The organism is Oceanobacillus halotolerans, from assembly GCF_010993955.1.
GTDB classification, from domain to species: domain Bacteria; phylum Bacillota; class Bacilli; order Bacillales; family Amphibacillaceae; genus Oceanibacillus_A; species Oceanibacillus_A halotolerans.
Map to the genome: position 1 here is coordinate 101,946 of NZ_WIXL01000003.1, position 16,236 is coordinate 118,181.

11 protein-coding genes and 1 pseudogene are annotated in these 16,236 nt (G+C 36.8%); 4 read left to right on the forward strand and 8 right to left on the reverse strand.

Annotated elements, in window-relative coordinates; genetic code table 11:
* Nucleotides 1-797: 797 nt before the first annotated feature.
* Both GHC26_RS05650 and GHC26_RS05655 read right to left on the reverse strand, forming a co-directional pair.
* Nucleotides 798-1,928 carry a glycerate kinase gene (locus tag GHC26_RS05650; RefSeq protein ID WP_163970293.1) on the reverse strand — a complete coding sequence of 377 codons (1,131 nt, stop codon included), beginning with the start codon at nt 1,926-1,928 and terminating at the stop codon, nt 798-800.
* 171 nt (nt 1,929-2,099) lie between these two features.
* Nucleotides 2,100-4,169: a PAS domain S-box protein gene (locus GHC26_RS05655; RefSeq protein WP_163970294.1), complete on the reverse strand. Its 2,070-nt coding sequence runs from the start codon at nt 4,167-4,169 to the stop codon at nt 2,100-2,102.
* A 314-nt stretch (nt 4,170-4,483) separates the two neighbouring features.
* On the opposite strand from GHC26_RS05655, the gene GHC26_RS05660 reads away from it, so the two are divergent.
* Nucleotides 4,484-6,490 (forward strand): bifunctional diguanylate cyclase/phosphodiesterase, encoded by a 2,007-nt coding sequence (locus tag GHC26_RS05660; RefSeq protein ID WP_226376869.1) that lies wholly within the window; start codon nt 4,484-4,486, stop codon nt 6,488-6,490.
* 22 nt (nt 6,491-6,512) lie between these two features.
* Here the strand turns inward: GHC26_RS05660 and GHC26_RS16185 are convergent.
* Nucleotides 6,513-6,895, reverse strand: a pseudogene (locus GHC26_RS16185) (EAL domain-containing protein).
* A gap of 312 nt (nt 6,896-7,207) precedes the next feature.
* A complete protein-coding gene (locus GHC26_RS05675; protein ID WP_163970297.1) occupies nt 7,208-9,151 on the reverse strand; it encodes a C40 family peptidase in 1,944 nt (647 codons plus the stop codon).
* A gap of 315 nt (nt 9,152-9,466) precedes the next feature.
* On the opposite strand from GHC26_RS05675, the gene GHC26_RS15895 reads away from it, so the two are divergent.
* The 3 genes from GHC26_RS15895 to GHC26_RS05690 all read left to right on the forward strand — a co-directional run bounded on the left by GHC26_RS15895 (nt 9,467) and on the right by GHC26_RS05690 (nt 10,360).
* On the forward strand, nt 9,467-9,544 hold the full coding sequence (locus GHC26_RS15895) for a YgaP-like transmembrane domain (RefSeq protein WP_226376880.1): 78 nt from the start codon (nt 9,467-9,469) through the stop codon (nt 9,542-9,544).
* Between the two features lie 190 nt (nt 9,545-9,734).
* Nucleotides 9,735-9,941, forward strand: coding sequence for a hypothetical protein (locus GHC26_RS05685; RefSeq protein WP_163970298.1), 207 nt, complete (start codon nt 9,735-9,737; stop codon nt 9,939-9,941).
* A gap of 41 nt (nt 9,942-9,982) precedes the next feature.
* On the forward strand, nt 9,983-10,360 hold the full coding sequence (locus GHC26_RS05690) for a hypothetical protein (protein WP_163970299.1): 378 nt from the start codon (nt 9,983-9,985) through the stop codon (nt 10,358-10,360).
* A 497-nt stretch (nt 10,361-10,857) separates the two neighbouring features.
* On the opposite strand, the gene panD is transcribed toward GHC26_RS05690, so the two are convergent.
* The 4 genes from panD to GHC26_RS05710 all read right to left on the reverse strand — a co-directional run bounded on the left by panD (nt 10,858) and on the right by GHC26_RS05710 (nt 16,208).
* Nucleotides 10,858-11,250, reverse strand: coding sequence for an aspartate 1-decarboxylase (panD, locus tag GHC26_RS05695; RefSeq protein ID WP_163970300.1), 393 nt, complete (start codon nt 11,248-11,250; stop codon nt 10,858-10,860).
* A 112-nt stretch (nt 11,251-11,362) separates the two neighbouring features.
* Nucleotides 11,363-11,788, reverse strand: a complete 426-nt coding sequence (locus GHC26_RS05700; protein ID WP_163970301.1) for an OsmC family protein — start codon at nt 11,786-11,788, stop codon at nt 11,363-11,365.
* A 106-nt stretch (nt 11,789-11,894) separates the two neighbouring features.
* A complete protein-coding gene (locus tag GHC26_RS05705; protein ID WP_163970302.1) occupies nt 11,895-14,987 on the reverse strand; it encodes an AAA family ATPase in 3,093 nt (1,030 codons plus the stop codon).
* Between the two features lie 15 nt (nt 14,988-15,002).
* Nucleotides 15,003-16,208, reverse strand: coding sequence for an exonuclease SbcCD subunit D (locus tag GHC26_RS05710; protein ID WP_163970303.1), 1,206 nt, complete (start codon nt 16,206-16,208; stop codon nt 15,003-15,005).
* Nucleotides 16,209-16,236 lie beyond the last annotated feature (28 nt).

The window sequence follows — 16,236 nt, forward strand, 5'->3', positions numbered from 1 at the left end:
TCTACTTATACTATACCCCCCTATTGTATTTAGTGTCAAGAATAAGGCTTTTTTATTAGGGGTGTTTTCCAAAAGATTATTGTTTTTCAGGTATAATTCTTATATGCGATGTAACTTTTCGGTTTATATTTCCGCTTCTGACAAGTAATTTACTTTTGGTGGAAATTAATATAAATTATGGAAGAGGATCCCTAACTGGAATTTGCAGGAAATAACGGAATGAGGATTCATCAATAAAACTAGACGGTTCCTCATTCCGCTAATCATTAAAAAAGTGCTATTTCTAAGGTCAAGATGAATCCACGTTCCGCTATTAGCATTAAATCATTGGATTTTGATGGAGAAAACCACAAATAACGGAACGAGGATTACAAACCATACTCCAAACATGTGTTTTTCGGAAATAACGGAATGACGATTCATCAATAATAGTAGGTGGTTCCTTGTTCCGCTAATATTGAAAAAACCATAATCTATATTAATTTCATCTAGATAAAAGTGGAAGACTAACGTTTATCGAGTATGAATCTTAATAAATAGACTAAGTACAATGCAATATATAGAAGATGCACTTTAAAAACAACAAAGAATGCGAAAAGATCCTTCATTAAAGTAGGGTTTTTAAGTAGATACTTTTATAACATCGTATCTTTTTTTGGCTTCGGACAGTTACTTTCATCACGGGCCACAAGTTTGAACAGATGTCGCACTTTTAACTGATGTAGTGAAATCGAAGTTTTTCCGAAAGTACTAAAAAAGACTATTACCTCCTTTTCCTAGTAATAGCCTTTCTTCATTTAATTATGTTTTAAATGAGATATAAAATGTCTTATATGTTTCATTTGTTCTGTAACAAGTGTTTTTGCTTTAGCCATAGAGGTTTCTACTGCTAAGGGCTCGTTAATAATCGAAAAACAGCCAGCAAACTTGTTCCGAAGTGGATCTTGTTTCCCTGTAAGTGATCCTGAAAGCAGGATAACAGGGGTATTATAACGATTAGCAAGATCGGCAATATATCCTGGTGCTTTTCCATAAAGGGTTTGTTCATCACTTTGTCCCTCACCAGTTATGACAAGATCAGCTTCCTTTATAGCAATCTCAAGGTCTCCAGCTTCTGCTACTAATTTGGCACCTGAGACAAGATCAGCTCCCAATACTAACATAGCAAAACCTAGGCCACCAGCAGCACCAGATCCTTCCATTGATTGATAGGATTGCCTCTGTTTTGTTTCGATAAGCTTCGCGTACTGAGCTAATGTTTGGTCATATTGTGCAATCTGGTTTTCGGTAGATCCTTTTTGCGGTCCATAAACGGCACTTGCACCATTTTCCCCAACTAGCGGATTAGCTACATCACAAGCAACTTGAATAGAAGTCCGCTTTAATCGTTGATCCAATACTTCTAGTTTAACTTCCTTAACGGCATGAAGGTCTTTTCCATAGATTCCAGCCTTTGTACCGTCTTGCTGGTTAGCCTCCATTCCAAGTGCTTGTAACATCCCAAGTCCACCATCATTTGTTGCACTTCCACCTAGACCTATAATCAGGCTAGACGCTCCTCTGTCAAGTGCATCCCTAATTACTTCTCCCAATCCATAGGAGGTAGTATCATCAGGGTTTCGCTTTTCTATTGGCACTTGTGTCAGTCCTGCAATATTTGCTACTTCAATCACGGCTGTATGATCTGGTAACATTGCATAATACGTCTCGATTGGAGTTCCTAAAGGGCCTGTACATGTTAGATGTATTTTTTGACCACGGGATGCAGTAGTTAATGCATCTACAGTCCCTTCCCCTCCATCTGCCATCGGCTTTTCGATAATGGTATCTTGGTATGGGAGCGATTCAATCGCCTGCCTCATCCCTTTTACTACTTCATTAGCCGATAAACTTCCCTTATACGAATCTGGTGCTAATACTATTTTCATTTTTAACCCTCCTCCCTACATGACAATGAATCATGTTCTCCTATCTCATTCTATTCGACAAGGATATGGTTAATTTCCTTTAAACCATTAAAAAAAGACCAATTCAAGATGGAGGAAACCCCTCCATTGAATCAGTCTCATCATTCGACAAATATCGGGGAGTGACAGGCACTATTCGGTTATGCCATTCCTTGAGTAAAACTGATATCGATTTCGTACTTCTTTTGCTTGATACAATGCGGCATCTGCATGGTGAATGAGTAGCTTTGCCGACCATCCATCTTCAGGATATAGTGCAATACCAAAACTTGACGTAACTTGAAGATCGTTTCCATTAATCTCATAATGGTCTTGTAATGAATGCTGTAAACGTTCGGCGATTTCAATAACTCGCTCTTTCGTTGTGATATGTGTAAGCAATATAAGAAATTCATCTCCACCAATCCTGCATAAGACATCATCTCCACGAACATTTTGACTGAGTCGATTGGCAAATTGGATTAACAATTCATCTCCTATCTCATGTCCTAAGGCATCATTAATCTCCTTAAAGTTATCCATATCCAAATACAAAACAGCTAGCATTTCCTTATTTGAAAGTGCTTTCTCTATTGCTTGCTCCATTTCATCTGAAAATGCACGTCGATTTTTCAATCCTGTTAATGGATCATGGTAGGCCATAAACGTAAGTTGTTCCTCTTGTTTTTTCCGTTCCGAAATATCCCGAAATATAGCTTGAATAAATTTCTCTCCACCCTTTTGTATTGGAGCTGCTGATACAGCAGTATGTACCACTGTTTCATCTGGTTGAATAATCCGCACTTCGATTGGGTCTAGTTCATCAAGGTCATGATGTTTCAATGATTTGACTTGATCGATAAACTGGTCAAAACGGGCCTGATCCCGATTATGAATATATTGAAGAAGTGATGTATCCAATACTTCTTCCTGTGTTATACCAAATAAATCGACACTCGTTTTATTAAAATAGTTAATACGATACTCTTTAAAAATAACAATCGCTTCAGGTGAAAGCTCGACAATTTGCCGATATCCTTTTTCATTTTCTTCTAGCCTTTCCTGAATCTTTTTTCGATCTGTAATATCTTTGTACATGCCGACCGCCAAAATATGCCCTTTATTTGCTGGCATATAAGAAGCAATAATGTCTAACAAGCGACCATCTTTGGTATATCGCTGTACATCCAAATTGATGATCTTTTCACCTCTTCTTAATGGTTCTAAATATTCCGTTACATTCCCCATTTCATGAAACGGAAAAAAAACGATCTGATTCGTATCTCTTACTTCCTCCTTCGTATAGCCAAACATCTCCTCAAACGCAGGATTAATGGAGATTATTTTCCCATCATAACTAAGCAAAAAAATGGCATCTGTGCTATGGTCCCACACAATTTGGAGCTCATTTTTCAAATTTTCTAAATCATTTTCCATCTTTCTTTTTTCCGTAATATCTGTTGCAATCCCATATACTCCTTCAAGAACACCATCCACTATAATCGGGATATTTTTTAGCTGTAATAATAGCCTTTGTCCATCTTTATGATGAATCCAGATCTCATACTCGATAGGGTCCCCTTGTAACGCACGTCTAAAATTAGCCCTTGTACGTGGGAGGTCTTCCTTTACAATTAATTGAAAAGAAGATTGGCCAATTAATTCCTCTTCCTCATATCCTGTTAATTCGGTTACTTTATTATTAACAGTCACAAAGTTTCCTTTTGCATCTATCTCAAATACAGCATCGCCATTATACGTAGCCAATGACTCTATTCGCTTTTGATTTCGCTCTACCCGTTTTTTAATTTCCGATAACTGTTGTTCTTTTTGCCTTCGATCTGTTACATCCCGTACAATCGCAAATACGTATTCACAATTTTCATCTGTAGTTACAACTGGGTTAAGTAACGTCTCCCCAATCATTTCACCTTCTCGTTTGTAAAGTATTTCTTCAAAATAAATCGGTTGTTTCGTCTTAACCGCTTGATGGTACTTAGATGTTAACGTAGCTGCTATCTCTCTTGGTACAACATCTTCAATCGTTTGACCGAGGATAGATTCATCAACATCCAGCTTCTCTAGTCCTGCCAGATTGACATACACATAACGAAAAGATTGTCCATCCTGTTTCATCACAAAAATTAAATCCTCTATCGAATTAACCATATCGAGGAATGTTTGCCCGTTTTGAGCCATTTTATGTAAAAACTCTCGTACCATATTCCTAGTCCTCCTCTTCTATAGGATTGTCGATTCTATTATTTTTTACACTGATTAGCTGAGTTCCTATATTTTCCTTCATGATAATTAGAAAACCCCATAAACTAACTAAATAAGATCTTGCTTTACTAGTAGGAATAACGTACTGTTATAAGGCACAAATCAACTCAATAGTGTGTAATCATGATAAAACCTGTCAAGAGAAGGAAATCAACGAATGCATATTGCAAAAGCAAACGTGTTTTTTCTTTTGTCTAGACGAATGTTTAGTCAGACAAGTTACATCTGAAATTTCGTAAACTAAGGTGAAGAATATGTATCAACCAAACAATAAAAAAATCCCCCGTTATATTTGGGCAGTAGCAATCATCCTATTAACTAGTTCCATCCTTGTAGAAATGCTCCTTATACCAGAGGAAGAATCAGGCCTATTTTGGGCTTTCAACCTTGTTACCATTTCGTTATTCACCTATTATGGTGGAATTATAACTGGAATCATTTCAATCTTTATTATTGTTATCATACATATCGGAATGGATTTGCAAACACTCCAACTCCTTACAACCGAGGAATTAACGAGAACACTAATGGTCCACGCGATTGGCTTTTTCACCTGCCTTTTAGTTGGATACTTAGCAGGAAAAATTCATATAGCAGAACATGAAATGAAAGAGGTCATCAACAATAACAATATTACATTCTGGACAAGATACCTAAAAACAGGAAAAGTGATGGCATCAGAAGGGAATGCGAAAATTTATGGGGTCTCTCGAGATGCTTTTGAGAAAAACCCGAATCTCTGGAAAGATGCTGTCCATCCAGAGGACCAAGAAATACTCCAACAAGGAATCCAAAAACAGGAAAAAGGAGAGCAAACAAAGATTACTTATCGAATCATTCGTCCTGATGGCACAATACGTTGGGTCGAGGATCGTGGTACACCATCAATCAATAAAAAAGGAGAAGTTTTTAAAGTTAATGGCGTAATCCTAGATATAACCGCACAAAAAGAAGCAGAGATGAAGTTATATAAAGCTGCTTATATAGATGAATTAACTGGACTTACGAACCGAAACTGGTTCAAATCCCATTTAGAAGAACAATTAAAAGAAGCTACCAAACGAGCTAAAACATGTGCAGTTATGCTAATTGATTCTGATCATTTCAAACGAATCAATGAAACATTTGGACACCAAACTGGCGATATCCTACTTAAAAAGATTTCCCAGCGCATGCAACACATTTTGCCAAATGACCATACAATTTCCCGACAAAGTGGAGATGAATTTCTTATCCTCCTACGAGATACAACGAAATCTCATAGTGAGGATATTGCCAAGGATATTATCCATAAAATGAAAGCTCCCTACTTAATTAATCAAACAGAAATATATGTAACACCTAGTATCGGGATTAGCTTATACGAACCAGGTGACACTTCTAATACCAATGAGTTACTAGAACAAGTAGAATTTGCTATGTATACAGCAAAGGAAACAGGTCGAAACAACTATCAATTTTATGATCAAATCTTAAATAATCAATTGAAACGACGATTAATGTTAGAAACAAAACTACGTAATGCTTTGTATAAGAATGAATTAGCACTTTTCTATCAACCAAAAGTAAATATCACAACCGATCAATTAGTCGGAGCAGAAGCATTATTACGTTGGAATTCAGACATTGGCAACGTTAGGCCAGATGAGTTCATACCTATTGCAGAGGAGACGGGACTCATTACTCCAATCGGGGACTGGGTAATACAAGAAGCATGTAGGCATTTAAAACGCTTTTCGATAAATGGACTACCAGCTTTTCCTATTTCGGTAAACGTATCAACCAAGCAGCTTCTACAGCGAACCTTTGGAGATCGATTAACCGAAATTATTCAACAAGAAGATGTTGATACACGCTTTTTAACATTGGAAATTACCGAAACAGCACTGCTATTTTATGAACAAGCAAAAGACACGATCAAGACCATAAAAGACTTAGGAATTAACATTTCGATAGACGATTTTGGGGTAGGATATTCATCATTAAGTATGATAAAACATATCACAATGGATGAATTAAAAATTGATCAATCATTTCTACAAGACGCATTAGAAAATCATCGTGTCCAATCGCTCCTGCAATCCATTATCTTAATTGGGAAGAAGCTTCAAGCAGACGTTGTCGTTGAAGGAATCGAAACATACGATCAACTAAATCTTTTGAAAAAACATCAGGTTCATGGACAAGGCTATTTTTATAGTCGACCTCTACCAGTTGAGTCATTTGAAAAATGGTGTCGCTCATTCACACAAAACGAGTAGCCAACTAGCTACTCGTTTTACATTAGGAAAGTTGACTTGATTTAGGTGCAAGCAATGTCTTCCAATCAAAATCTGGTGGTAACGGTTTATAATAGAAGAATCCTTGTATTTCGTCACAAGCTTCCTTCTGTAAATGCCACAGCTGCTGCTCGGTTTCTACTCCCTCGGCGATCACACGTAAATTCAAGTCATGTCCTAGATGTACCATTGATTTCATGATCGACTTTGTGTTTACATTTGTATCATATCCATGATAAAGGCACGATCAATTTTCAAGCTGTCGACTGGAAAGTTTTTCAAATACTGATAAGAAGAATACCCAGTACCAAAATCATCAATAGCTACTTTTACTCCCATACCACGTACTTTTTGTAATTGCCAGGCAGACATCTCTGTATCTTGCATAACCAATTGTTTCGGTAATTTCAATTTCTAACAAATGAGCCGGTAATGCCGTTTCTGCTAAGATTGCAGCAATTTTTTCAGGAAGATTTCTTTGCATAAACTGTTGTGCATAAAGATTAACAGAGACACAAATAGGCGAATATCCCGCTTGAAGCCATTACATTAAAAAATGAGCATTCGTTCATCCTTAGCGAAAGTGTTCTTTTTCGTATATTGGGACATTAGAATCTTAGCCACGTCGGATCATGCTTTCCTAGTGTAAAAAATGAGCAACAGATTCCTTCAACAGGATTTGTTGCTCATTCTTTGTTCCTAAAACACCCGTTTTGCACCGACATAATACTTGGACCAATAGGAATTATCCATCGAGTAAATCGCAATTCCTTTTGAACTGGTGGCGGAGATCCATTGATTATCCCCCATATAAAACCCAACATGCGAAATGGTATTAGGAGAATTCACCGCAAAAAATACTAAATCACCAGGTTGTAGGTTAGCGTTTGAAATGGTTGTACCTTGATTATACAGACTTGCTGACGTTGTTCGTGACATGTCCACTCCATGCTGATTAAACATATAGTAGACAAAACCCGAACAATCAAAACCAGAAGGAGTCGTACCACCCCATAAATATGGTACTCCTAAATAATTTTTCGTATCTTTTACAAGTGCATCTTTAACGATTGCTCGATCAATAGCCGTTTTGGTTGCTTCATTCACTTCACCTGTTACAGATAGGCCATAATCTGCCTGAAACTTCTTTAAAGCTTGCGTAGTTGCTGAATCATAACTTCCTGACATAGCAGGTACGGCATAGCCTAAGATCTGTAAACTTTTTTGGACATCCGTTAAACCCGCTGTCGCAGAAGGTGCTTGTTCAGTCGTTGAATCAGAAGCTTGTCCCACAACAGCTGGTACTGTTAATACTTGGCCAAGACGAATCGTATCACCTGTTAAATTATTCGTTGATTTAATTTGTTGAACTGTTGTGTTATACTTTTTTGCAATTCTTGATAGTGTATCACCTGAAGTAACGGTATAACTTGTCGTATTTTGTGCTGGGGTAACTGCAGGACTGGTGACCCCTGATTCCCCTTTTGGAATGACAAGTGTTTGTCCAATTTGTAAACGATCACTGTCCAAGTTATTGGTACTGCGTAGTGCATCAACACTTACATTGTGTTTTGATGAAATTCCCCATAAACTATCCCCAGATTTCACAGTGTACTGGGAGTTAGAAGTCGTTGGAATTTCCTTATTTTGCGTGCTACTTTGATTTTCGCCTGGTATCGTGAGCGTTTGTCCTATAGAAAGTACATTAGAAGATAAATTATTTGCACTTCGCAATCCATCTACAGTGACATTATATTTATTGGCAATTGCCCATAGGCTATCTCCTGTTGAAACAGTATGTGTTGTCGCTTGTGTTGATGTTCCTGGAGGTGTTGCTGATGCTTCTCTTGGAATCGTCAATGTTTGACCAACACGGATTACATCAGACGATAAGTTATTTACACTCTTTACTGCTTCAACACTTGTACCAAATCGTTTCGCAATAGCTGATAAGCTGTCCCTAGGAACAACCGTATAGGAAGTTGTCTTTGCTTCTGTTGGCGTTTGATTTGTTGCTGTTGGTGAAGTCCCCTGTGAAGCTAGATTTGCAGGGATAATCAGTGTTTGGCCAACTTGAGTGATATCACTCGTTAATCCATTTGCTACTTTAATAGCCTCAACAGACGTACCATATTTCTTGGCTAGAACCGTTAAATAATCACCACTGTCCACTGTATGAAATGTTTTTGGAATAAGTAACTGTTGGTTTGCTCGAACACCATCAGAAGTTAGGTTATTAGCACGCTTAATCAGATCTACGGATGTATCAAACTGTCGAGCAATTCCCCACAACGTTTCACCTGCTTTAACTTGATAAAAAGCGGAATCAGCCTGAGAAACTTGTGTTGTCTGTGGTGTTGTATCAGCAGTACTTGCTTCTACTGCGGATGCATTGGCACCCATTAACGGTATCGATGTTACTGCCATTCCACCTATCATTAATTTCACCATTGTTACCTTCAACTTCGGATAACGTTTTTCCACCATTTCTTTTGCAAATTCAACCACATTCGTTTGGTTCTTAGGAGACTTGCCAAGCTCCCCACCAAATTCCACAGAAAAATTATTTAAATAAACTACTATTTCATATTCATCCTGTTTCCCATCAATTTTTCGAAGTTCATGCCGTTCTACAAAATCCATCAATTCAACCCCCTAACCTAACTATCAGTTCATTAGTATTTCCAAAACAGGACCTTTCACTCCCTGATTTTTAGAATGGTTTGAATAAGTGAATGGCCAAATGTATAATAACAGCCATTTATTGGAATATGATTCTTATAATAGTAGTAGGGGTATTGGTACTCTGCTTCCAGCTCCCAAACAGGATGATAAGGAGCTGTTAAAATGAAAATTGAAGTCGATACTACGGACAGATTAATTCGGATAGTGCTAGGGATTGTCTTTATCTTACTATTTTTCTTTTAGATTCTGGCTGGAGCTATACTAGTTTAATTATTGCTATTATTACTTTCAGGTTTTATTAAGTTTTGTCCATTATATCGACTAGTTGGACTTAATACCTGTTCTAGGTGACATAATAAAAAAAAACCTTTAGATTAAAAGTTTTTTTATAAGGCTGTTTTCTAAAAATCAGACCTAAGCTATATAGAAGCTGGTAGTAACTTAAATCATGTTGCTACGTTGCACAAAAAATTAAGATGGATTATAAATCCCGTAATTTATGGAATAATGAAAATGAAAAACAATCAAAGGAGTAGGAATTATGACGGAAGTAACCATGTTTATTAAAGAAGCTAACAACGGAACTGCGATACAACAAGTGGAACAAATTCTGAATGACTTAACTGGCATTGAGCGCGTTTTAGTAGATGCAGATGATGGCGAAGTAAAAATCGCCTTTGATAATAGAAGAATTTCAACAGAGCGCATTGCGATAACCCTACAGCAGCATGACTTTCATTTGATGTAAAAGAAGACAAACCACAAGCTATTTAGAAGGGACTCTGTTTCATGGATCATCATATACCAAGTGAAAATAGTCAAAAAGAATATCATAACGAGATAAAAGGAATGACATTCACAAAAAACTTCCGATCTGCATCTGCTGAAGAATGGTATGTATTTTTGCCTAGTTATCAAGAAAGGCAATCTAGTGGAGCAGCAGGTAAAGTGATTATCCACTATAACTTGTATGGTAATCGTGACGTTTTTATCAATACCACTATTATTTGGGATGATACTGAGCTATACCACTCCCAATACGCTTCCTTTATCTATATACTTACAGACGAAATTATCAACCGACTTGTAGGGTTTGCAAATACATTAGTGTCTGTGCATGCAGGGAAGAACTCTTACCAGGCTGAGTTTATATCAAATGATGATTAAGAACGAGGAAAAGCCTCTTTAACAGTTAAATGGCATAACATACCCAATCGCGTTTAATGGAGGATTTATCACTCAGAAACTGCTGGAGCTGGTAGAATAAGGATCTACTACTGCAGGCACTAAACTAGGGTTTTTCGGTAAATAATGGAATGTCGATTCGAAATCACACAACTGGGATCCGAAGAGAGTTCAGATCGCTAATTCTTATAAAGCGTGGATAAAATATTGTGTTGAATATGACAATATTACAAAAACTCGCATTCGCTCGTCCTTAGCGAATGTGTTAGTTTTTCTTATACCTGGGACATTAAAATTTCAGCCACGTCGAATACACTTTTTCGCTAAAATTTTTATACTCCTAACGTGTAAATAAAAACACGAAAAACGCCTGCAAAAAGCATTTTTCGTGTTAACTCAAGTCTTATATTAAAGATATTCCCCTTAACATATGTTATTTTTTCCACGTTAGGTGAACTACTTAGATCAAATCTAGTTTATTATAATTCTACCCCTTCTGGCCAATGTAAATCATGTTCTTCTATACTCGTAATGTCATTATTTTCATCCATAAACACGACTTTTGGTTTCAACTCTTCAATTTCCTTCTCATCCATTAAAGCTAAGCTTAAAATAATTACAATATCCCCTGGTGAAAACAAATGAGCTGGTGGTCCATTTAAACAAATACGTTTTGAACCTTCTGGTGCGGGAATTGCATATGTTTTCCAACGAGTAGCATTTTTAAGATTAGTAACCTGTACCATCTCATATGGCTTAATGTCTGCCTCTTTCATTAGCTTTTGATCAATCGTAATACTTCCCACATAATCTAGTTCTGCCTCGGTTACTCTTGCACGGTGAATTTTCCCTTTGCACATCATGCGTTGCACATAAAACACTCCTTATTGTTTACTAAAACTGATTTTAATATAGCATAAAATCCAACAAGTCACAATTTTAGTATAATGCCAGTAAAGACGATTGGTGCAACACAAATAAGCACTATATTGTTTTTTCTCCTTTTTTCCCATTAATAGAATAGTTTACTTTAATTTCGGCACTTAATGAATGAGAAACAGAACAGTATTTATTCTTGGACAATTCAATTGCACGAACCACTTTGTCCTCTGGTAGATCTCCATCCAATGCATAATGAATCATAACCGTTGTGAATTTTTTCGGATGATCTTCTGCGCGCTCTCCTTTTACTTCCATTTGAAAGGAAGTAGGTTCTAAGCGCATCTTTTTTAAAATGGATATAATATCAATCCCCGTACAACCTGCTACCGCATTTAATAATATTTCTGTTGGTCTTGGGCCTGTGTTTTCCCCACCTACTGCTTCAGCTGCATCCATCTTTATCGAATGGCCTGATGGGGTTTCATTGGAGAAAGCCATTTTCCCATCCCATTTAACGGTTAATTCCATTTAAATCAGCTCCTTTTTCTTTTAGTTTATGTAAAGAGATGCTTCCTACCACGTCTTTCTAAAGTTGTGGTAGGAATCTCTACAGTAAAAACATGCTGCTAATTTATTACTTTAAAACAAATTTTGTTTGACTAAACCCTTCTTTTGTTTTGGATACTTCGAGTATAGCTGGAAACATTGATTTAAGCTCCTGCACATGTGAGATAACCCCAATCATACGTCCTGACTTTTGTAAATCAATAAGCGTATCTATCGATTTATTTAATGATTCTTCATCTAAGGAGCCAAATCCTTCATCAATAAACATCGTATCAATCGAAATATTCCCTTGGAAACGTTGAATTACATCGGACATTCCAAGAGCTAGGCATAGCGATGCATTAAACTTTTCTCCACCCGATAAAGTTTTTACATCACGTGTTTGACCTGTGTATGCATCATATACATCTAACCCTAACCCACTTTGCTTTCCATGGGATTCTTGGCGATCACTGCGTTGTAAATAAAATTGTCCATTAGAAAGGCGCTTCAACCGTCCGTTCGCGGCCTCAATAATTCGTTCTAAATACTCAATTTGTAAATATCGTTCAAAGGAAATCTTTTGATTATTTTGTCCTCGCATCACGTCATACAAATCGGAAATAGTAGCAAACTGCTTTTCCTTCTGTACGACTTGTTCATGTGTTTCAATGATATTCGCTTTTAGTTTTGTTGCTTCCTCGTAATATTCCTTCGATAAGTGCAGCTCGTTTAAGGCCTGCTCATATGCTTGTTTTAACTGCGCTAAAAGTGATTGTACCTCCGTCAAATCAACACGTTTTTTATCCTTTAATGCTTCTTTTAATTCGCTTACTTGCTGTTTGGTGATGGAAAGTTTCTCTTTAAACTGTTGAATTGTCGTTTTTAGAGATTCTCTTTCTGATTCAGGTAGTTTTGCCTGTTGATACGTTTCAACCGTTTCAAAATCCGCTTTTTCAAGAGCCTTGTGGAATTGAGAAACTGCTTCCTCGCGCTTTTCAGTTGTTTCCTTCACCTGTTTTTGTGCATGTGTCAAATTCGATGCTGCTTTTGTTTGTTCCTCTTTTTCCTGTTGCAGCGTAGTTTGTGCTCTTTCCCATGCTTGCTCCAGTTCAATCTTCTTACGAGAAATAACCGTAATTTGTTCCTTTAGTTTTTCTAATTCTCTTAACTCCTCAGGAATATGACGCAATTGCTCCTCATAAACAGCCTTCCTTGTCTCAAAGGATGTTCGGTATTCTTGATAGTTTTTTTCTAGCTTTTCTTTCTTTAATTCCTGCTGTTTTAACGCTTCATTTTCTTTATCTTGTTTTTCTTTTGCTTGTTGTAATTCTTTTTGAAGTTTTTCTAATGAGGTCACTTCCTCATTACACTTTTTCCCCTTCTCTACTAGCTGTTTATTAACTTCTACTGCTTCTCCTGGTTGAATATGATAATCCTTTAAGGCTGTTTCTTTTTCCGATAACTGTGTAAGATTGGATTTATAGTTTAGATAAACATCGCGATATTGGTTTTCTACAGCTTCTAGCTCTTTCTTTACTGCTTGTAATTGTTCTCTTGTTACTAATTCATCAGTGTTAGTCGCTTTATTAGGATGATCCATACTTCCACAAACAGGACATGGATTACCATCATGGAGATGAACCGCCAAATGACTTGCCTGATTATTTAACCACTTTTGTTCGATTTCATCATACTTATTTTTTAATTTTTTATATGCATTCTCTTTTTCTTGTAGATCTTTTTTTAGTGTTGAATGAGGCTCCTCCACATCAAAATATGACTTTAAAATTCTAGCCTTTTCTCTCATTTCAGCTAGTGATTTTTGTTTTTGTGGTAATTCACTCACTGCTTTATCCATTTCACTTATGTTTGCTTGTCTTACTTCTATTTCATCTTTCCTTCCTTGAATTAATGATTTTACCTTTTCCAGGTCATCATATACGGTCGTTTTTTTCTCTTTTAACGCATCTAATTCTAGTTTTCGATTATTAATTTCTTCTACAACAGGTAAATAGTCATTTAATCGTTCTACCTGTTTACGAATTCCATCACGTTCGCCTTGTTTACGTTCCTCTTCTTGATATACGTGCATCGCATTTTTTAACTGCTGCTCAGCTTTTTCATTTGCCCGCTTTGCCTGTTTTAAAACAGCAATCTTTTCATTTTCTTCCTTTTTCCATTCTTGTACCTGTTTTTCGTATATTTCCAAATTGCTGGCACGTTCTGCTGCCTCCAGCCTTTTTTCATCTTGTGTAATGGCAGGTATTTGCTCCTGTAAATGATTTAATTGCCTTTCTTTTGCATCTAACTCTTGAAACCGATCATTAATTGCTTTTGCCTCATGAAATTCCGTTTGTTTTTTATCATGTGCTTTATATGCGTCATTGTAGGTTTTCTCATCCTTTTCAATTTGATCCTGATAGTATGCTACTTCTTGATCTAAGCCCTCAATAACCTGATTAATATTGTAATATTCTGCTTCTAACACTTGAAAAAGGATAGAATCTTCCCGTTTAGGTAATACACTTTCGAGTGATTGAATATAGTTGTCTCTTTTAGCTTTACTCTTTTCGACTTGTTGAAAAACATGATCTTTTTTCTGTTTTAATAGCTCATTAAGCTGCTTATATGATTCTGTTTTAAAAATACGTCTTAGGATCGCTTCCTTGTTTTCCGTTTGAGAGGTAAGTAATTTACGAAATTCCCCTTGTGGAAGCATAACAATCTGTTTAAATTGATCTTGCGTTAAACCAATAGTGGATTCTACCTGTTTATCAATCTCAGAAACAATCTGACGATCAACACAAGGTACCTCTTTTCCATTTACAAACTCATAGAACTCATACCGATCTCCAGTCTTTGTTTTGTTCCCTTTTTTCATATGACCTAGCTGCCGTAAAATCCGATAATGCCGACCACGCAATTCAAACTCTAATTCAACGGCTGTATGAATGTCATCACTGGCAAAATCACTGCGTAACATCGTATAACTATCACGATCTGTTCCACTTGCACTTCCATATAATGCAAAACAAATGCCATCAAAAATGGTCGTCTTCCCTGCACCTGTTTTACCAGAAATAACAAATAAATGGTGCTGATCTAACTCATTAAAATAGATCGTTTCGGTATCCTTGTATGGACCAAATGCAGTCATCGTTAATTTTATTGGTTTCAACGCGCTCCCTCTCCCTTACTTGTTACTGGTCATCGTTTTATTTTTCTTCGAGTCATTCGCTGTTTCATTTTCAGTTCGCAGTAATTCATCTAATACCTCTTTGAAAATTACCTCTGTTTCATCCGATACCTCTGTTCCTTTTACTTCTTTATAAAAGGATTTAAATAAATCGACATCACTCATGCTACTGCGGTTTATTTTTTGATCATTGTTTTCGTTATCTGGGATAGACGTAAATACATCAAATGGTCGTTCTACATGCATCGCATTCGGAAAAACAGAACGAATTTTTTCCATTGGTGAAAGAACAGGTGCTTCATCCATTAAACGGACGAACACGTAGTCTTCATTAACAGGGTAAGTTAATATTTCATCCAACGTCGCTTCTACAGTGCGAATATCTCGCTTTGGTGTTAATAAGCGCCGATCGATCGTAACATTGCCATTAGCATCCATTTCTATAATGTTAAATCCTTTTTTATGATTTTCTTCCGAGATGGAATATTTTAAAATAGACCCAGAATAACAAATGTTTTCCTGCAAAACATAATGCTTTTTGTGCAGATGCCCTAGTGCAGTATAGTGAAATGGCAAATAATGATGTGCATCGACATATTCAGCTCCACCAATCGATAAAGGCCGTTCTGAGTCACTTGTATTTTCCTCTTCTTCACCAAATGGGGTCACAAATGCATGTCCAACAAACACATGCCGCGCATTGGGATCCATATGTTGCTTGATGTTAGCAATGATTTTTCGTGCAGCTTCATTATGTGTCTTAACGTCATCATCATCAAACACTGTCCGTACGACACTAGGATCACAATATGGTACTAAATGAAAATGTACTGCCCCATGTTCATCATGTAAAACTACTGGCTCTGTATCTGTTGTAAAATTTCCGATAATATGAAATCCGTTTTCTTTCATTAATTTACTTCCAAAGTTTAGTCTACTTGGACTATCATGGTTCCCTGCTACTGCGATCACAGGTGTTTTTAACTGTAAGACAATTCTATCTAATACATCATCTAGTAAATGGACAGCCTCTATCGGGGGAACAGCACGATCATATAAATCCCCTGCCACGATAACCGCATCAGGTTGCTCATTTTCTACTGCTTGAACAAACTTATCTAAAACATAACGCTGATCCTCTGTCATGTACACCCCTTGAACTAATTTTCCTAAATGCCAATCAGCTGTATGAAAAAACTTCATCTATTTATCCCCTTTCCATGATTACCGT